Origin of the sequence: Mesorhizobium sp. M5C.F.Ca.IN.020.32.2.1 (assembly GCF_004023105.1) — a bacterium.
In the GTDB taxonomy this organism is placed as follows: Bacteria; Pseudomonadota; Alphaproteobacteria; order Rhizobiales; family Rhizobiaceae; genus Mesorhizobium; species Mesorhizobium wenxiniae.
On sequence record NZ_RZSX01000024.1, the window covers coordinates 1 to 16,899 of the forward strand.

A 16,899-nucleotide genomic window follows, 5' to 3' on the forward strand; every position below is an offset into this window, starting at 1 on the left:
CGGCATGGCGGCGTGCTGCTTTTCGATCCGACCAACGCCGGCTCCTCGGCCTACAACCCGCTGCTCGAGGTGCGCCGCGGCGAGTGGGAGGTGCGCGACGTCCAGAATATCGCCGACATCCTAGTCGATCCGGAGGGAAGCCTCGAGCGCCGCAATCATTGGGAGAAGACCTCCCACGCGCTGCTGGTCGGCGCCATTCTCCATGTCCTCTACGCCGAGAAGGACAAGACGCTCGCAGGCGTGGCCAACTTCCTGTCCGACCCGGCGCGCTCGATCGAGGCAACACTGGCCGCCATGATGAAGACGCGGCACCTGGGCGAAGCCGGTCCGCATCCCGTGGTCGCCTCGGCAGCGCGCGAGCTGCTCAACAAGTCCGACAACGAACGCTCAGGCGTGCTCAGCACCGCCATGAGCTTCCTCGGTCTATACCGCGATCCCGTCGTGGCCACGGTGACGTCGCGCTGCGACTGGCGCATCGCCGATATCGTCGGTGGCGATCGGCCGGCCACGCTTTACCTGGTCGTGCCGCCGTCAGACATCAATCGAACCAAGCCGCTGGTGCGCCTGCTGCTCAACCAGATCGGGCGTCGCTTGACCGAGGATCTCAATGCCAGGAGCGGACGGCATCGCCTCCTGCTGATGCTCGACGAGTTTCCGGCGCTCGGCCGCCTCGACTTCTTCGAGTCCGCTCTCGCCTTCATGGCTGGCTACGGGCTGAAGGCGTTCCTTATTGCCCAATCGCTCAACCAGATCGAGCGGGCCTATGGGCCAAACAACTCGATCCTCGACAATTGCCACGTGCGCGTCTCGTTCGCCACCAATGACGAGCGCACGGCCAAGCGTATCTCCGATGCGCTGGGCACGGCGACCGAGATGCGGGCGATGAAGAACTATGCCGGTCACCGGCTCGCCCCCTGGCTCGGTCATCTGATGATCTCGCGGCAGGAAACGGCGCGGCCCCTGCTCACGCCAGGCGAGGTCATGCAACTGCCGCCCAGCGACGAGATCGTCATGGTGGCGGGTGTGCATCCGATCCGCGCGCGCAAGGCCCGCTATTACGAGGATCCCCGCTTCACCGAGCGCATCCTTCCTGCGCCACGCATCCAGCACCCTGCCGCGGCCGCGGCGGACGATTGGAGTGCCCTCGCCGTTCCGAAACGGCCCGATCTCGACGCCTGCGACCTTCCGTCGATCCTTTCGGCCGACGACGAGGATCCGACCGAATCCGAGAAGCGGCGGCAGCCTGAACTCAGCAGCAAGATCAGCGCGGAGACCGCGCCCGCCATTGAGGACGAGTTCGACGTCGACCGTGATGCCGACGGCGAGGCCGCGGTTCTCGCCCGCAATCTCGATCGCTCGATGCAGCGGATCGCCCGCCAGGCCGACCTCGATCCCGGCGACGGCCTGTTGTGAGGTATGCCATGGCCAAACCCGGTAAGAAGCAGCGTCTTTCCATCTATCTCGATCCGCCGGTGATGAAGGCGCTGGTGGACCATGCGGCGCGGCGCGACCTGTCGCGCTCGCTCGTCGCGGAGGCGGCTATCGCATCCTTCCTTTCACCCGACGCGGCCGAGCGGCAGGAAGCGGCGATGACCAAGCGGCTCGACCAGATCGATCGGCGCCTCAATCGCCTCGAACGCGATCTCGGGATCTCGGTGGAGACGCTCGCGGTCTTCGTGCGCTTCTGGCTGACCACCACACCACAGCTTCCCGAGCCGGCGCAGGCCGCCGCGCGCGCCCAGTCCGGCAAACGTTACGACGCCTTCGTCGCAGCCCTTGGCCGCCGCCTCGCGCAAGGGCCGAAACTGCGCAGCGAGATCCCCGAAGACATCCATCCAGCCTCCGATTCGTCCGCAAGCGGCTCGCAGTAGCGTCGACGCGAGCTGAGGCACTCCGCCTTTTCCCTGTAATTCCACGCCAGGGTACGACGGCCTCTTGAGGCTTGTTGCAGCCCGCCCGTTCGTGCCTTCTCTACTCGTCCCCGATCCAGGGCCGCGCGTCGTGCGCGCCCACAGTGGAATGGGGACGTGGTCGTGGTTTCTTCACCGGCATCAGTGGCGGTCGAACGCGGAACGCGCATGCTGCGCACCGCGCTCGGCCCCGCTGTTGCCAGGTTCCTCGACGACCCCGCGATCGTCGAGGTGATGCTCAACCCCGATGGGCGGCTCTGGATCGACCGGCTGGCCGAAGGTCTCGCCGACACGGGCGAACAGCTTTCGGCGAGCGACGGCGAGCGCATCATCCGCCTTGTCGCGCATCATGTCGGCGCCGAGGTCCACGCCGGCGCGCCGCGCGTTTCGGCGGAGCTTCCCGGGACGGGGGAGCGCTTCGAAGGCCTGCTGCCGCCGGTGGTGGCCGCCCCCGCCTTCGCGATCCGCAAGCCGGCGGTCGCGGTGTTCACGCTCGGCGACTATGTGGCGGGCGGCATCATGTCCGCCGCGCAGGCCGACGCGCTCCGCCAGGCTGTCGTCGAGCGGAAGAACATCCTCGTCGCCGGCGGCACCTCGACCGGCAAGACGACGCTGACCAATGCGCTCCTGGCCGAAGTCGCCTGCACCGGCGATCGCGTGGTGCTGATCGAGGACACGCGCGAGCTGCAATGCGCCGCGCCAAACCTCGTGGCGCTCAGGATGAAGGATGGCGTCGTCTCGCTCTCCGACCTCGTGCGCTCCTCGCTGCGGCTCAGGCCCGACCGGATTCCAATCGGTGAAGTGCGCGGCGCCGAGGCGCTCGATCTGCTCAAGGCCTGGTCGACCGGCCATCCGGGCGGCATCGGCACCATCCATGCCGGCACGGCAGTCGGCGCGCTGCGGCGCCTCGAACAGCTCATCCAGGAAGCCGTGGTCACGGTGCCGCGCGCCCTGATCGCCGAGACCATAGACGTCATCGCCCTGCTCTCCGGTCGCGGTTCGGGGCGGCGTCTCGCCGAGCTCGCGCAAGTGACCGGGCTCGGTGCTGCCGGCGACTACGACCTTGTTCCCGCCATCCCGTCCCCCGAACCCACTGGAGCCCCGCAATGACACTGACGACCCTTCACGCCCGTGCACGCATCGCAACGACTGCGCTTGCGACCTCGCTGACCCTCGCCATGACAAACGCCGCCTGTGCGGCCGGCTCGTCCATGCCGTGGGAGGAGCCGCTGCAGCAGATCCTCGAATCCATCGAGGGTCCCGTCGCCAAGATCATCGCGGTGATCATCATCATCGTGACCGGGCTGACGCTGGCCTTCGGCGACACCGCGGGCGGCTTCCGGCGGCTGGTCCAGATCGTCTTCGGACTCAGCATCGCCTTCGCGGCATCGAGCTTCTTCCTCTCCTTCTTCTCCTTCGGCGGCGGAGCGCTGGTCTGATGGACGAGCAGGTCCCCGGATTCACCGCGCCTGTGCACCGCGCGCTGACCGAGCCGATCCTGCTCGGCGGCGCGCCGCGCTCGGTTGCGATTCTGAACGGCACGCTGGCGGCGGCCCTGGGTCTGGGCTTGCGGCTCTGGCTGGTCGGCATCGCGCTCTGGGCGGTCGGGCACCTTGCCGCCGTCTGGGCGGCGCGGCGCGATCCGCTTTTCGTCGAGGTTGTGCGCCGGCATCTGCGCATCCCCGCGCATCTGGGCATCTGAGGTGCGGCGATGATGAACCTTGCCGAATACCGCCGCACCGGTGCCCGCCTCGCCGACTACCTTCCCTGGGCCGCCCTGGTCGGGGAAGGAGTCGTCCTCAACAAGGACGGCAGCTTCCAGCGCACCGCCAAATTCCGCGGTCCCGACCTCGACAGTTCCGTGCCGGCCGAGCTGGTTGGCGTCGCCGGCCGCCTCAACAACGCCTTTCGCCGTTTAGGCTCGGGCTGGAGCATCTTTGTCGAGGCGCAGCGCCACGAGGCCGCGACCTATCCGAAGAGCACCTTCCCTGATGCCGCCTCGGCACTGATTGATGCCGAGCGCAAGGCCGATTTCGAGGAAGCGGGCACGCACTTCGAGTCGAGTTATTTTCTCACCTTCGCCTATCTGCCGCCGGCTGAAGACACGGCGCGCGCCGAGACCTGGCTCTATGAGGGCCGCGAGCAGACCGGCGTGAATCCCTGGGAGATCCTGCGCGGCTTCGTCGATCGCACCGATCGTGTGCTCGCGCTGCTCGACGGCTTCATGCCCGAATGCCGCTGGCTCGATGATGCCGAGACGCTGACTTACCTGCACTCCACGGTCTCGACCAAGCGCCATCGCGTCGGCGTCCCAGAGACGCCGATGTATCTCGACGCGCTGCTGGCCGACCAGCCGCTCGCCGGCGGCCTGGAGCCACGTCTTGGCGACGCGCATCTGCGCGTCCTCACCATTATCGGTTTTCCGGCGGCGACGACCCCCGGCATCCTCGATGAGCTCAACCGCCTCGCCTTCCCCTATCGCTGGTCGACGCGCGCCATCCTGCTCGACAAGACCGACGCCACCAGGCTCGTGACGAAAATCCGCCGCCAGTGGTTCGCCAAGCGCAAGTCGATCGCGGCGATCGTCAAGGAGGTGCTGACCAACGAGGCCTCCGTGCTGGTCGACACCGACGCGGCCAACAAGGCCGCCGATGCGGACCAAGCTTTGCAGGAGCTCGGTGCCGACTATGCCGGTGAGGCCTACGTCACCGCGACCGTGACCGTCTGGGACACCGACGCCCGAGTCGCCGACGAAAAGCTGCGGCTGGTCGAGAAGGTCATCCAGGGCCGCGACTTCACCGGCATGGTGGAGACCATCAACGCGGTCGACGCCTGGCTCGGCACGCTGCCCGGCCACCTCTACGCCAATGTGCGCCAGCCGCCGATCAGCACACTCAATCTCGCCCACATGATCCCGCTCTCGGCGGTGTGGGCGGGGCCGGAACGGGACGAGCACTTCCGCGCGCCCCCTCTGCTTTATGGCAGGACGGAAGGCTCGACCCCGTTCCGGTTGTCTCTTCATGTCGGCGATGTCGGACACACCCTCGTCGTCGGACCGACGGGCGCGGGAAAGTCCGTGCTGCTGGCGCTGATCGCCTTGCAGTTCCGGCGCTACGACAACGCCCAGGTCTTTGCCTTCGACTTCGGCGGGTCAATCCGCGTTGCCTCGCTCGCCATGGGCGGCGACTGGCACGATATCGGTGGTGAACTCACCGACGGAACCGAGTCGTCGGTTTCGTTTCAGCCTCTGGCCGGCATCGGCCATACGCCGGAGCGCGCTTGGGCAGCCGACTGGTTCGTTGCCATCCTCACCCGCGAGGGCGTCACCATCACGCCCGAGGTGAAGGAGCACCTCTGGACGGCGCTCACCTCGCTCGCCTCGGCGCCGCTCGAGGAGCGGACCATCACCGGCCTCACAGTGCTGCTCCAGTCCAATGATCTCAAGCGCGCGCTCCAGCCCTACTGCGTCGGTGGCGCCTACGGCCGACTGCTCGACGCGGAAGTGGAAAGCCTCGGCCAGGCCTCTGTGCTCGCCTTCGAGACCGAAGGTCTGCTCGGCACCGGGGCGGCACCGGCCGCGCTCGCTTACCTGTTCCACCGCATCGCCGGACGCCTCGACGGCCGACCGACGCTCGTGATCGTCGACGAGGGTTGGCTGGCACTGAGCGATCCCGGCTTCTCCAGGCAGCTCGCCGAGTGGCTGGTCACGCTGCGCAAGAAGAATGCCAGCGTCGTCTTCGCCACCCAGTCTCTCGCTCAGCTCGAGAAGAGCACGATCGCCGCCGAGATCATCGACTCCTGCCACACCCGCATCCTGTTGCCGAACGACCGGGCGATCGAGCCGCAGATCACCGCCATCTACCGACGCTTTGGTCTCAATCATCGGCAGATCGAGATCATCGCGCGGGCAATGCCCAAGCGGGACTACTATGCCCAGTCCCGCCGCGGCAATCGCCTGTTCGAGCTCGGCCTCGGCGAGGTGGCGCTAGCGCTCTGCGCTGCTTCCGCCAAGTCCGATCATGCCCGGATCGAAGACGTGCTGGCCGAGCATGGGCGCGAAGGTTTCCTCGCCGCCTGGCTGCGCGCCCACGACCTCGACTGGGCGTCCGACCTCATCCCTGACCTTACCAATCTCGCCGCCCCCACGGCGAAACTCGATCAACCCAGCCAAGAGGTTTCCCCATGAGCCGTTTTCGCTCGCGCATCTACGCCATTCTCATCAACACCACCGTGCTTCTGGTGCCGGCGGCGCTGTCGCCTGTCGCCGTGACGCCGGCGCACGCCCTGTTCGGCTTCGGCGACATCGTGTTCGACCCGTCGAACTATGCCGAGAACGTGCTTCAGGCCGCGCGGGCGCTCGAACAGATCAACAATCAGATCCAGAGCCTCCAGAACGAAGCCCAGATGCTCATCAACCAGGCACGCAATCTCGCCAGCCTGCCCTACTCGTCCCTTCAGAAGCTGCAGCAATCGGTTCAGCGTACCCAGCAGCTCTTGGGCGAGGCCCAGCGCATCGCCTTCGACGTGCAGCAGATCGACCGGTTCTTCTCCGAGCAATACGCCGACATGGATCTCTCCGCCTCCGATCAACAGCTCATCGAGCTGGCCCGTGAGCGCTGGGGCAACACTGTCGGCGCCCTGCAGGACGCCATGCGCGTCCAGGCCGGCGTCGTCGAAAACATCGATACCCAGCGCGAGGAACTCTCAGCCCTGGTCGGAGAAAGCCAGGGCGCGACGGGCGCGCTGCAAGCAACCCAGGCCGGCAATCAGATTCTCGCCCTTCAGGCCCAGCAACTCACCGACTTGACTGCCCTCCTCGCCGCCAATGGCCGCGCCGAGGCGCTGTCGGCCGCCGAGCAGGCCGCCGCCGCCGAACAGGGCCGCGAGCAGCGCCGGCGCTTCCTCGAGCCTGGCGCCGGCTATCAGCCGGGCAATGCGCAGATGTTCCCGGGCAGCAACTGAACCCGACCAAAGGGGGTAATCATGGACGGCAAGATGTTCGCCCGACTTGGCCTGGTGATCGTGCTCGCCGTGGCCATAACAGCTGAGGCGGTCCACCGCGCGCGGGAGGACCTCTCGGCTGCCACGCGTCCATCGCCCAGGATCGGCACGGAAATGCCGCGCACCGATCCAATGCGCGGCAGGCTCCGGCGCTGCCAGGAGATGGGCGAGGCCGCGACCCGCGATGGCGAGTGCCTCGCCGCCTGGCAGGAAAACCGCCGCCGTTTCCTCGCGCCTTCGGAAGGACGCTGACGATGGAAGGCACCGGCGTCATCGATCGTTTTCTCGGGGTCTTCACCTCCTACATCGACAGCGGCTTCGGCCTGTTGGGTGGCGAGGTGGCCTTCATCGCCTCGACGCTGATCGTTATCGACATCACGCTCGCGGCTTTGTTCTGGGCCTGGGGCGCGGACGAGGACATCATTGCGCGCCTCGTCAAGAAGACGATCTTCGTCGGCGTCTTCGCCTACCTGATCTCTAACTGGAACGGCTTGGCAAAGATCGTCTTCGACAGCTTCGCCGGACTCGGCCTCATGGCGTCGGGCACCGGCTTTTCGGTGGCGGACCTGATGCGCCCCGGCCGCGTCGCCCAGACCGGGCTTGATGCCGCCCGTCCGCTTCTCGAATCCATCGCGGATCTAATGGGTTACTGGAGCTTCTTCGAGAACTTCATCCAGATCGCCTGCCTGCTGTTTGCCTGGGCGCTCGTGCTCCTCGCCTTCTTCATCCTTGCCGTACAGCTCTTCGTGACGCTGATCGAGTTCAAGCTGACGACGCTCGCCGGCTTTGTCCTGATCCCGTTCGGCCTGTTCAGCCAGTCGGCCTTCATGGCCGAGCGCGTGCTCGGCAATGTCATCTCCTCCGGGATCAAGATCCTGGTGCTGGCCGTCATCATCGGCATCGGCTCGACCCTGTTCGGCGAGTTCACGTCCGGCTTCGGCACCGAGCAGCCGACCATCGATGATGCGATGGCCATCGTTCTGGCGGCCCTCTCGTTGCTGGGCCTCGGCATTTTCGGACCGGGCATCGCCAACGGCATCGTCTCTGGCGGCCCGCAGCTGGGTGCCGGCGCCGCCGTCGGAACTGGCCTTGCGGCCGGCGGCGCCATCGTCGCTGCCGGTGGCAGCGCCATGCTCGCCGCGAAGGGCGGACGGGGCGCATGGTCGGCCGGCGCTAGAGGTATACATGGCGGCGCGGCACTCGCCGGGGGCGCATCGACGTCCTATTCGCTCGCCTCTGCGGGCGAGAGCGGGCCAGCCTCCGTTGCCGCGGGCCTTGGAGGCGTTGCCCGCGCGGCCGGGGGCGCCATGGTCTCGCCCCTCAAGCGCGCCGCGTCGCGTGCCTCCAAAACCCTGAGCTCCTCCTTTGATACCGGCGGCAAGGCCGCGTTCGAGGCGACGGGCGGGTCATCCTCCATGGGCACCGTCCGCGGCACGGCCGAGCCCTCAGCACCACCCACCGCCAAGGACAGTCCACCCGTCTGGGCACGCCGCATGCGGCAAAGCCGGGGCATGAGCCACGGCGCCATGGCAGCCGCCCATGCGGTCCGCTCCGGCGATAGTCACGGCGGCGGCGCCTCCGTCAGCCTTTCCGAAAAGGATCGCACATGACGTTCTACAAGCGACCAGCAACGCACTACGGCAAGACGCCGGAACCCGAGACGCCCTATCAGCGCGCCGCCCAGGTCTGGGACGAGCGCATCGGCTCCGCCCGCGTGCAGGCGAAGAACTGGCGGCTGATGGCCTTCGGCTGCCTGATCCTGTCGGCCGGTTTCGCCAGCGCGCTGGTCTGGCAGTCGGCGCGCGGCACCGTCGTGCCGTGGGTGGTCGAGGTCGATCGAACCGGCGAGGCTCGCGCGGTCGAGCCTGCGGTCGCCGATTATCGGCCGACCGATCCGCAGATCGCCTTCCATCTGGCCCGCTTCATCGAACAGGTCCGCAGCCTGCCCGCCGACCCGATCGTGGTACGCCAGAACTGGCTGCGCGCCTATGAATTCGCCACGGATCGCGGCGCGGCCGCGCTCAACGACCATGCGCGCTCGGCCGACCCGTTCACCCGGGTCGGGCGCCAGCAGGTCGCGGTCGAGGTCTCGAGCGTGATCCGCGCCTCCCCAGACAGCTTCCGCGTCGCCTGGACCGAGCGCCGCTATGAGAACGGCCAGCTCGCAGGCACGGAGCGGTGGACAGCCATCCTGACCGTCGTCATCGAGCCGCCGCGCGATGCCGAGCGCCTGCGCCGCAATCCGCTCGGCGTCTTCGTCAATGCCATCAACTGGTCTCGGGAGCTCGGACAATGAACCGACCGTCATTCCGCCGAACCGAAGGTCCGGCTTTCCGTAAATCCGTCTCCACGATCGGCGTTCTGCTCGCCACCACTGTGACGCTGGCAGCCTGCGCCACGGCCCGGAAGCCACCGCAGATCAGCTATGACGCCGACGTGCCGCCGCTGCCCGCCGTCACAGTCAGCACCGGCGAGGCGACGCCGCGGCCCATCCTCGTACCGCCAGCCTGGACTCCTTCCAAGGGCGGCAATCCCGCGAGCACACCCGCCGCTCGCGTCGAGAACGCCAACGTCGCTGCGCGCGTCGAGCCGCGAAAGGAGGGATACTACAATGCGATCCAGATCTATCCCTGGAGCGAGGGCGCGCTGTACCAGGTCTATGCTGCGCCCGGGCAGATCACCAACATCGCGCTCGAGCCCGGCGAGAGCCTGACCGGCGCCGGACCGATCGCCGCCGGCGACACCGCGCGCTGGATCATCGGCGACACCGAGAGCGGCAGCGGCGCGAACCGGCGGGTGCATGTGCTGGTAAAGCCGACACGGGCGGATATCACCACCAACCTGGTCATCACCACCGACCGCCGCACTTACATGATCGAGCTGCGATCCGGCGAAATGCCGTACATGCCGTCAGTGGCATGGGCCTATCCGCGGGTCGCATCACAGCGAGCCCACATACCGGCAAGCCCGATCATCCCGGTCCGGGCGGCGCGCAACCATCGCTACGGGCTGACCGGCGACAGGCCGCCCTGGCGACCGGTGTCGGTCTATGACGACGGGCGTCAGGTCTATGTCGAGTTTCCGCGCGGCATCGTGCAGGGCGAGATGCCTCCGATCTTCGTCATTGGTCCGGACGGCCAGCCCGAGATCGTCAACAGCCGCATCCACCAGAACATCATGATCGTCGACCGCCTGTTCGGCGCCGCCGAGCTGCGGCTCGGCAGCGGCGACCGGCAGCAGACCGTCAGGATCGTGCGTACCGACGGGAGGCCATCCTCATGAGCAAGACCGGCGCTGAAACGGAAACAGAAATGCCGTCATCGACGCGCGAGACGGCGGATGCCATGCGGCTGCGCGCCGAGCCACCGCGCGTCACGCGCATCTCGCGCCGCGTGCTGGCCTGTGTGGGTCTGGTTGCCGGCCTCGGCATCGGAGGCGCGTTGATCTATGCGCTGCAGAACGCGGACCGACAGGCGCACCAGGAGGAGCTCTTCACCACCGACCGCAGGCAGACCGCCGACGGCCTGCAGGGCCTGCCTTCGGACTATAGCGGCATTCCACAGCTCGGACCGCCGCTCCCGGGCGATCTCGGTGGCCCGATCGTGAGGGCCCGCGAGAAAGGTCGCGATGTTCCCGCCACGATCGCTCCGGTTCCGCAGCCCGATGCCGCAGAGCAGCGCCGTCTCGCCGAAATGGAAGCCGCGCGCACCAGCGAGATATTCTTCCAGACCAAGGCTTCGGCAGCGTCAGATCTGCCCGCATTCCAGCCGACGGCTGGCGGCTCGGAACCAGGCTTGTCCGGTTCCGGCACACAAGACCGGAAGCTTGCCTTCCTCAATGCGGCGGTCGATCGACGTACAGTCGCGCCCGACAGGGTGGCCGCGCCGGCATCGCCATTCGTCCTTCAGGCTGGATCGGTGATCCCGGCCGCCCTGATCACCGGCATTCGCTCCGACCTTCCCGGCCAGATCACGGCGCAGGTGACCCAGCATATCTATGACAGCCCGACCGGCAGCGTGCTCCTGGTCCCGCAGGGAACGAGGCTGATCGGCGAATACGACAATGCCGTTGCCTTCGGCCAGCGGCGCGTGCTGCTGGTCTGGAACCGGCTGATATTCCCCAACGGCCGCTCCATCGTTCTCGAGCGTCAACCTGGCGCCGACACCCAGGGTTATGCCGGGCTAGAGGATGGCGTCGATTATCATTGGTGGGATTTGATGAAGGCCGCGGGCCTGTCGACGCTGCTCGCCGTCGGCGCGGAGCTGACGATGGACGACGAGGACCGCCTGATCCAGGCGATCCGCAGCGGCGCCCAGGACACCATCAACGATGCCGGCCAGCAGATCGTCCAACGACAGTTGCAGGTCGCGCCGACGCTGACCATCAGGCCGGGGTTCCCGGTCAGGGTGATCGTTACCCGCGATCTCGTACTCGAGCCTTATGGAGCGGTCCAATGATGAAGCTGAAGCTCGGCGCCATTCCCGACGACAAGCCCGTCAAGGTCACCGTTGAGCTCCCGGCTGCATTGCATCGTGACCTGGTCTGCTATGCGGATTATCTGAACGGTCAACATGTCTCTGTCGCATTTTCTACAGGAGACGGCGCATGGCGAACCTGAAACTTGGCCCGTTACCAAAGCTCGGGACAGCGCGCATGACGATCACACTCCCCGAGCCGCTCAAGGAGGAACTGGAGCGCTATGCGGCGGAATACAGCCGCCTGTATGAGCCCGTCGAGGCAGCGGCTCTGATCCCGCATATGATCGAGGCCTTCATCCGCTCGGATCGCGGCTATCGCAGCCGCAAGGCACAAGCGGCGCGGGGACAAAACCGTCAACGCGAGGTGGGCACGGCGAGCCGCACAACGCGGAGTGAGTCCGGCGGCGACTCGGCTTGAAGCTGAGCAATCCGTCGTTCCAGCTCGCCGACAAGCAGGCTGAGGGCCTGGATGTGCTGCGCCATGCGCGTGTTGGCCGTTCGCAGGGCGCGAAGCTCATCGGTCTCGCGGCCGCGCAGTGCGGCAATCTCGGCCTCGAGCTGACGAATGCGATCAACGGGCGCCGATGGTGTCCTGGTTGGTTGCCGAGTTGCGGCCGCTTCCCGAAACCGCGCAAGCAGCTCCGGTGCCCGGTAGAGCGTCGCGCGGGAGAGCCCGGCTTCGGCGGCCAGGCGAGAGACGGTCAATTCCTCTCCCGTCGCCGTTTCGCGCAGCAGTCGGGCCATGGCCGCCTCAACGGCGGCGACCGCGTCCGCGCTGATCGACCTTGTCATTGCGGGCCTCCTTCGATGAGCGGCGCGATGAGGCTGCGTTTGCGTTCGTTGTCCTGCAAGAGCGCCTGTCGTTGAAGCGGCGAGAGCCGGCCTTCTCCGAGCATCCGTTCGCCCTCAGCGATCGACGCCTGCCAGGGCGCCAAGTGACGGCGTGTGATGCACGCGTTCGGACAGCGGTCCGGACGGCAATGGGACAGCGCTGGTGCGCTGCGCTCGACCGGCGCCTCCTCCCGATCGAGGCAGAGCGCGGTGTCCGGATCGAAGAAGCAGTCCGCCAGCAACCCAACGTGGAGCGTGCGCCCAAGATGCGCGAGCATCGCCCGCAGTCGCTGCGAATCGACGATCCGGCCCGGCAGGTCGCCCAGCTTGTCGCAGATATGCTCGAACTCGCGTCGCAGCCGCGCCGCGGCGGGTCCAGTTGGCGGCAATCCGCGCCTGATCGTGTCCTCGTAATAGGAAACCACGTCATCGAGTTGGCCGAGCGCGCGCTCCTGTTCGACCTCGATCCGGAACCCCGACGGGCTGGAACCCGCATAGCCTTCGAAGATAGCGACCGAGGCGTGCTTATACTGGATTTTGCCGGCAACAGTGCCGAAGGGCCGGTTGGCGATATGCCAAGCGAGCGTCCGCCTGAACTGCCGCGACGTGAACCACCAAGGGCGGCCATCCATATGCGGGATCGCCGGCTCTTGGCCTGCCTGGGCATCGAGGTGGGCGCGAAAGTTATTGATGAGCGCGAGTGTGCCGCCTCGCAACTCGGCTTCGTTGCCCTTATCCATCGCTAGCGTCTGCCAGATGGAAACGGCGCCACGGGCATCGCGCTGCCGCCGGCTCAGCCGCTCCGCGATGTCGATTGCCCGGGCCACCGGAGCGATAGTCACCCACTCGGCTTCCTCGCCGGCTGCCGTTCTCGACTTGTAGACCGTGCTTGTGATGCGATGGCGGTCGATGAGGCCATCGGCGCTGGGGCTGGTGGACAGGCAGCCCACCCGCATCGCCTGTAACTCGCTGTCGCGCATGCCGGTCAGGTAGGCGCAGACGATGTAGGCGGCGGCCTGGAGCATCCGCTCTTCCTGTTCGAGACTGCGCCCGTCGAACCGCTCCCGCCAGGGGCGACCGGTGTCCGGATCAATGGCGATGGGACTGTCCAGGCCACCGACCTCGCCGCCGAGGCGTGCAAGCGCTCGTTCCAGGCGCCGTCGCAGCAACGGGCGGCCAATGAGGTGGCGCGCGTGGCAGCCAAGCTGGAGTCCGATCAGGTGAAAATTGATGCCCGGCTCGACCTGTCCGGGCGTTGTCGTGGTGCGCACCGGAATGCCGCGCCCCTCGCCGCAGCGCCGGCCGATGTAGATATCGAGACGGTCCGACAGGGCCATGCCGTTCCGCGCTTGCTTGCGCGCCTGTTCGAGCCGGTCGAGCGCAGCGCGCGCGGCGAAGATGTCCTCGGCAAAAACGTCGATGTATTTGAGCGACCATCGCAGCATTGCCCCAATGACGGGCTCGGGGATGCGCGGGGTGCGGTTCTCGGCGGTCATCGGCCGCGGCATGACCCCGGCCACCCGCACGGCGGGACGGCCGCGCCACGGCCGGCAGGAGAAGCTGCCTAGGGTCAGAAACCGGCCGTAGCGGTCGAGCATGAGGGGAACGTCGATGATGTGAGCGATGCGCTCCGGGGTACGACCCGGCTGGCGCTTCACCTCGGCGAGATAGGCGTCGAGCAGCGCCTGATCGACCAGATGCATCGCAAACCGGCCCGCGTGATGGGCGACGAAGGCCATGAATCCTGACAGCATGTGAAGCGTGGCGCGCGCCATGGTCGGCGCCAGACGGGCCTGCGTCGGCAGCGGCGAGGCCTCGTTCATGCGCGCCCAGATGAACTCCTTGGCCGTCAGCTGCTGCCACGGATCTTCGAGATTCGTGAAATCGACCGTCACAAGGGATCTCGGGACGTTCTCCCGAAAGATCGCGGGCGCGAGGTCCCAGCGGTCGTCGATAAACCGGGACAGGCTTGTCTCCTCTGTGCCGGGCTTGAGCTCATGTGTCGCAAGGACGATCTCGTCGGCGCGCCGCGTCCGAGAGATCGCCCAGGTCTCGGTCGGGGTCGTCGACGCGATGGCGGTCATGGCGCGCCCGCCTCAGGCGGCAGATAGAGGAGGTCCGCTGTCGCGCTCTTGCGCGCGGCCTCGACGACGCTCCGGGGAAAGGCCGGCAGGATCTGGTCGTTGATGCGCCGCCAGGCTCGCCCGAACTTGGCCTCCCAGTCCTCGCTCGCAAGGAGGCCGCGCTGTTCGAGCGTAAAGTTCATGAAGGCGATCAGCGCTGGCAGCTTGCGCGCCGTGATGACCGCGTTACGGCAATCGAGACATGCCCAGAACGGCGACGGGCAGGCTTGGTCCGCCTTGCCGAACGGGCTGTCGTAGAAGTTCGCGCAAGCAGCGAGCCACACATCTTGGGCGCCATCGAAGAGCGGAACCACATCGCGGGTTACGATCGCGGCAGGAAGGTCGGCGTCGTCCGGATCGCGGCGGATCGCCGCTTCCTGCGCCGGTATCAGAATCCGGGGCTCGTTCGGCTGCGCCGTCGCCAGGGCCTCGTTAAGGGCAGCCGCGATGGTGGCCTCATGGACGTGCCGGAGCGCGGGGATGTCGGCGTAGTGCTGCGCGGCCACCTCGACGGAGTGGCCCTGCGCGAAAGTCTCGAGCTGGCCCCCTGTCTTGACGTACCACGCGGCCTTGTAGGTCTTGCGCAATCGCGAGAGCTCGAGCCGCAGCACGTTGCCTTGATCGTCAAGGAGACAATGGTCCCGCACGAAATACCGGGCAGCCAGGCTGCCATGCGTCATGCCGTCGATCAGGCCGGTCAGGCAGCCCCAGACCCACAACCGGTCGGAGCCGAGGCGCTTGCGCGCGCGCTCGGTAAGCCTGATCGCGAGCCGCAGGAGGCCGCCGGGGGTCATCACGCCGCCGTCGCGGACTCGCATGGTCTTCCATTCCGTGCCGTGCGCCCGGCGCTTGAAATAGGCGATGTCGACGAAGCCTCTGGCCGGGTTCTTCAGGCACTCGGCCTTCAACGTGCGCAGGCATTCGATCTCCATCCCGGTCCCAAGCGAAATAAGGATGATGAACGCCACGACATCCGTGGCCGTCAGATAAAAGCACGCATGCACCGCCGCGCAGCTCAAATCCTTTCGCCTCGGCGCGCCGTGATAGATGGCGCGCTGACGCATGCTGTCGAAGAGCGGTTCCTTCGACATGGCCCAGCCATCCCGTGCGATGCCTTCGACGAGTTGCTGGAAGCGCTCCTTGATGGTGGGATGGAGGTCGGCGGGTGGTCGTGGCAGGTCGTCGCCCAGCACGATCCGGCGCGCGGCTTCGACCACCTGCTTGCGGGCCGCACGGCGGATGCGGGCGGCTACGGCAGTGCTGTAGGCGTCGCGCGGACGGCTGTTCTTGTAGGGCTCCAGGCTAAGATAGGTGAGCCTGGGTAGAAGCGCCGGCGGGAGAGAACCCGGCTTCTGTTCTTCCATCCGCCGCAGAAGCAGGATGGGACGGGAAAGGAGATGGCGGCGAAAAATGGCGCCGGCCATCGTGTGTCGCTTCAGCCATGCTTCATAGCGATCGAAAAGCCCGGGTCCGAGCGCGGCGATCGTATCGATCGGTTCGTTCGTGGCGTCGAGGAAGTGAAAGAACCGTCGTAACTGCTCGACATGGGTGCGGACCTTGGTGGGCGTGCATACGACACCTGGCGCCGTCAGGCTGTCATGCAGCGCCGCCGTGAAGGCGCGGACGAGCCGCGGCCGCGACCCGTCATCGAAAACGACGGTTACGCTCTCGCCGTTCTCGATCGGCACATCGAAACGCAACAATCCCAGCGGCCGTGCCGGCGCGGTCTCCGGCGGCGGAAAGTTTGCTCGCCGACCGCTCATGAAACGTTCCCCGGTTCCGCCTCAAGCGCGGCGCCCCAGCGCGCCGCTGCGGCCTCGACCAGTTCCCGGCTTTCTTCCAGGCTATCCAGATAGATGTAGGTGCTGGCGATGCTGGCGTGCCCCATGAGGCGTTGCAGCTTCTGCAGCGGATCGCCGATCATCCGGCGGTAAGCCGCGGCGCCCGGCTCGTCCACCGGGCCCTTGGCCAGCACCGATCCAATCTGCTCGCGGATCAGCATGGAGAGCATGTGGACTGCGAAGGCATGGCGCAGCGCGTGCGCCCGGACGTCAATGTCGATCCCTAGAGCGCGACACCGAGCACTGGCGCGCCGGAACACGAGCGACCAGGCGGCTGGCGTCATCGGCCGGCCCGCCTCATTGAGCCACAATGCCAAGGGCTCGCCACGCTCCGTGAGGAGCCGCCTTCGATCGCGTGGGGTCAGAACATCGAGACGCACACGCCTGACGACCCCCGCATTGTCCACCATGATGACGCTGGTCCGGTCCGGCTCGTCTCTGATAACGATCGGTTCGGAAGCCGGATGGCGGCAGTCGACAAGCGCGTTAGCCCGCTCGATTGCCACATAGTCGGCAAGCCGCCGCAGGAGTCGGACCGGTATCCGGATCTCGCGCCCTCTTCCACCCTTCGCAATCGAGGCCGGAAGCCGGAATGGGACGGACTTCGGCGCTGAGTGGGACCGGTCGACTGCCGGCAACTCTATCGCAAGCAGGCTTGTGGCTTCCTCCAGGCGCAGCCCAGTCGTGACCAGCAGTTCCGCGAACAGGGCGTTGC

At 67.0% G+C, this 16,899-nt stretch carries 16 protein-coding genes and 2 pseudogenes; 14 read left to right on the plus strand and 4 right to left on the minus strand.

The window, feature by feature from the left end; genetic code table 11:
- The 14 genes and pseudogenes from traG to EOA86_RS02330 form a co-directional block, all read left to right on the plus strand.
- A partial coding sequence (gene traG / locus EOA86_RS02265; protein ID WP_128340586.1) for an IncP-type conjugal transfer protein TraG occupies positions 1-1,413 on the plus strand: 1,413 nt, incomplete at its 5' end.
- Positions 1,414-1,421: 8 nt separating this feature from the next.
- The gene (locus EOA86_RS02270) at positions 1,422-1,871 is read left to right on the plus strand and encodes a CopG family transcriptional regulator (protein WP_128340587.1); all 450 of its coding nucleotides are present in this window, start codon (positions 1,422-1,424) and stop codon (positions 1,869-1,871) included.
- Between the two features lie 207 nt (positions 1,872-2,078).
- Entirely contained in the window at positions 2,079-3,020 is a 942-nt protein-coding gene (gene trbB / locus EOA86_RS02275; protein ID WP_128340588.1) for a P-type conjugative transfer ATPase TrbB, read from the plus strand.
- Entirely contained in the window at positions 3,017-3,349 is a 333-nt protein-coding gene (locus EOA86_RS02280; protein WP_128340589.1) for a TrbC/VirB2 family protein, read from the plus strand. Before trbB ends, EOA86_RS02280 begins: the two co-directional genes overlap by 4 nt.
- On the plus strand, positions 3,349-3,612 hold the full coding sequence (locus EOA86_RS02285) for a VirB3 family type IV secretion system protein (protein WP_128340590.1): 264 nt from the start codon (positions 3,349-3,351) through the stop codon (positions 3,610-3,612). The genes EOA86_RS02280 and EOA86_RS02285 overlap by 1 nt, the downstream gene beginning before the upstream one ends.
- 9 nt (positions 3,613-3,621) lie before the next feature.
- Positions 3,622-6,096: a conjugal transfer protein TrbE gene (gene trbE, locus EOA86_RS02290; RefSeq protein ID WP_128340591.1), complete on the plus strand. Its 2,475-nt coding sequence runs from the start codon at positions 3,622-3,624 to the stop codon at positions 6,094-6,096.
- Positions 6,093-6,872 carry a P-type conjugative transfer protein TrbJ gene (trbJ, locus tag EOA86_RS02295; RefSeq protein WP_128340592.1) on the plus strand — a complete coding sequence of 260 codons (780 nt, stop codon included), beginning with the start codon at positions 6,093-6,095 and terminating at the stop codon, positions 6,870-6,872. Before trbE ends, trbJ begins: the two co-directional genes overlap by 4 nt.
- Positions 6,873-6,893: 21 nt before the next feature.
- Positions 6,894-7,163 carry a putative entry exclusion protein TrbK-alt gene (trbK-alt, locus tag EOA86_RS02300; RefSeq protein WP_128340593.1) on the plus strand — a complete coding sequence of 90 codons (270 nt, stop codon included), beginning with the start codon at positions 6,894-6,896 and terminating at the stop codon, positions 7,161-7,163.
- Positions 7,164-7,165: 2 nt separating this feature from the next.
- Positions 7,166-8,521, plus strand: coding sequence for a P-type conjugative transfer protein TrbL (gene trbL / locus EOA86_RS02305; protein WP_128340594.1), 1,356 nt, complete (start codon positions 7,166-7,168; stop codon positions 8,519-8,521).
- The gene (trbF, locus tag EOA86_RS02310; RefSeq protein ID WP_128340595.1) at positions 8,518-9,207 is read left to right on the plus strand and encodes a conjugal transfer protein TrbF; all 690 of its coding nucleotides are present in this window, start codon (positions 8,518-8,520) and stop codon (positions 9,205-9,207) included. Before trbL ends, trbF begins: the two co-directional genes overlap by 4 nt.
- Entirely contained in the window at positions 9,204-10,193 is a 990-nt protein-coding gene (trbG, locus tag EOA86_RS02315) for a P-type conjugative transfer protein TrbG (RefSeq protein WP_128340596.1), read from the plus strand. The genes trbF and trbG overlap by 4 nt, the downstream gene beginning before the upstream one ends.
- On the plus strand, positions 10,190-11,368 hold the full coding sequence (locus EOA86_RS02320; RefSeq protein ID WP_128340597.1) for a TrbI/VirB10 family protein: 1,179 nt from the start codon (positions 10,190-10,192) through the stop codon (positions 11,366-11,368). Before trbG ends, EOA86_RS02320 begins: the two co-directional genes overlap by 4 nt.
- Positions 11,365-11,472, plus strand: a pseudogene (locus tag EOA86_RS02325) (DUF2274 domain-containing protein); the annotation flags it as partial. The gene EOA86_RS02320 and the pseudogene EOA86_RS02325, both read left to right, overlap by 4 nt.
- 44 nt (positions 11,473-11,516) lie before the next feature.
- Complete coding sequence (locus EOA86_RS02330; RefSeq protein WP_128340599.1) at positions 11,517-11,807, plus strand: DUF2274 domain-containing protein; 291 nt, start codon at positions 11,517-11,519, stop codon at positions 11,805-11,807.
- Here the strand turns inward: EOA86_RS02330 and EOA86_RS02335 are convergent.
- The 4 genes and pseudogenes from EOA86_RS02335 to EOA86_RS02350 all read right to left on the minus strand — a co-directional run.
- Entirely contained in the window at positions 11,744-12,181 is a 438-nt protein-coding gene (locus tag EOA86_RS02335) for a hypothetical protein (protein WP_128340600.1), read from the minus strand. The genes EOA86_RS02330 and EOA86_RS02335 overlap by 64 nt on opposite strands.
- Positions 12,178-14,304 carry a hypothetical protein gene (locus EOA86_RS02340; RefSeq protein ID WP_245497087.1) on the minus strand — a complete coding sequence of 709 codons (2,127 nt, stop codon included), beginning with the start codon at positions 14,302-14,304 and terminating at the stop codon, positions 12,178-12,180. Before EOA86_RS02340 ends, EOA86_RS02335 begins: the two co-directional genes overlap by 4 nt.
- Positions 14,301-15,767: a hypothetical protein gene (locus EOA86_RS02345; RefSeq protein WP_128340601.1), complete on the minus strand. Its 1,467-nt coding sequence runs from the start codon at positions 15,765-15,767 to the stop codon at positions 14,301-14,303. The genes EOA86_RS02340 and EOA86_RS02345 overlap by 4 nt, the downstream gene beginning before the upstream one ends.
- A 335-nt stretch (positions 15,768-16,102) precedes the next feature.
- Positions 16,103-16,899: pseudogene (locus EOA86_RS02350) on the minus strand (tyrosine-type recombinase/integrase); the annotation flags it as partial.

Bases quoted from the DNA above. Each gene is read 5' to 3' on its own strand.
- EOA86_RS02345 (WP_128340601.1), bottom strand. From the start codon at position 15,767: ATGGCCGGCGCCATTTTTCGCCGCCATCTCCTTTCCCGTCCCATCCTG.
- trbB (WP_128340588.1), top strand. From the start codon at position 2,079: ATGCTGCGCACCGCGCTCGGCCCCGCTGTTGCCAGGTTCCTCGACGAC.
- trbF (WP_128340595.1), top strand. From the start codon at position 8,518: ATGACGTTCTACAAGCGACCAGCAACGCACTACGGCAAGACGCCGGAA.
- EOA86_RS02330 (WP_128340599.1), top strand. From the start codon at position 11,517: ATGGCGAACCTGAAACTTGGCCCGTTACCAAAGCTCGGGACAGCGCGC.
- trbG (WP_128340596.1), top strand. From the start codon at position 9,204: ATGAACCGACCGTCATTCCGCCGAACCGAAGGTCCGGCTTTCCGTAAA.
- EOA86_RS02320 (WP_128340597.1), top strand. From the start codon at position 10,190: ATGAGCAAGACCGGCGCTGAAACGGAAACAGAAATGCCGTCATCGACG.
- EOA86_RS02280 (WP_128340589.1), top strand. From the start codon at position 3,017: ATGACACTGACGACCCTTCACGCCCGTGCACGCATCGCAACGACTGCG.
- EOA86_RS02285 (WP_128340590.1), top strand. From the start codon at position 3,349: ATGGACGAGCAGGTCCCCGGATTCACCGCGCCTGTGCACCGCGCGCTG.
- trbK-alt (WP_128340593.1), top strand. From the start codon at position 6,894: ATGGACGGCAAGATGTTCGCCCGACTTGGCCTGGTGATCGTGCTCGCC.
- EOA86_RS02335 (WP_128340600.1), bottom strand. From the start codon at position 12,181: ATGACAAGGTCGATCAGCGCGGACGCGGTCGCCGCCGTTGAGGCGGCC.
- trbE (WP_128340591.1), top strand. From the start codon at position 3,622: ATGATGAACCTTGCCGAATACCGCCGCACCGGTGCCCGCCTCGCCGAC.
- trbL (WP_128340594.1), top strand. From the start codon at position 7,166: ATGGAAGGCACCGGCGTCATCGATCGTTTTCTCGGGGTCTTCACCTCC.
- EOA86_RS02270 (WP_128340587.1), top strand. From the start codon at position 1,422: ATGGCCAAACCCGGTAAGAAGCAGCGTCTTTCCATCTATCTCGATCCG.
- trbJ (WP_128340592.1), top strand. From the start codon at position 6,093: ATGAGCCGTTTTCGCTCGCGCATCTACGCCATTCTCATCAACACCACC.
- EOA86_RS02340 (WP_245497087.1), bottom strand. From the start codon at position 14,304: ATGACCGCCATCGCGTCGACGACCCCGACCGAGACCTGGGCGATCTCT.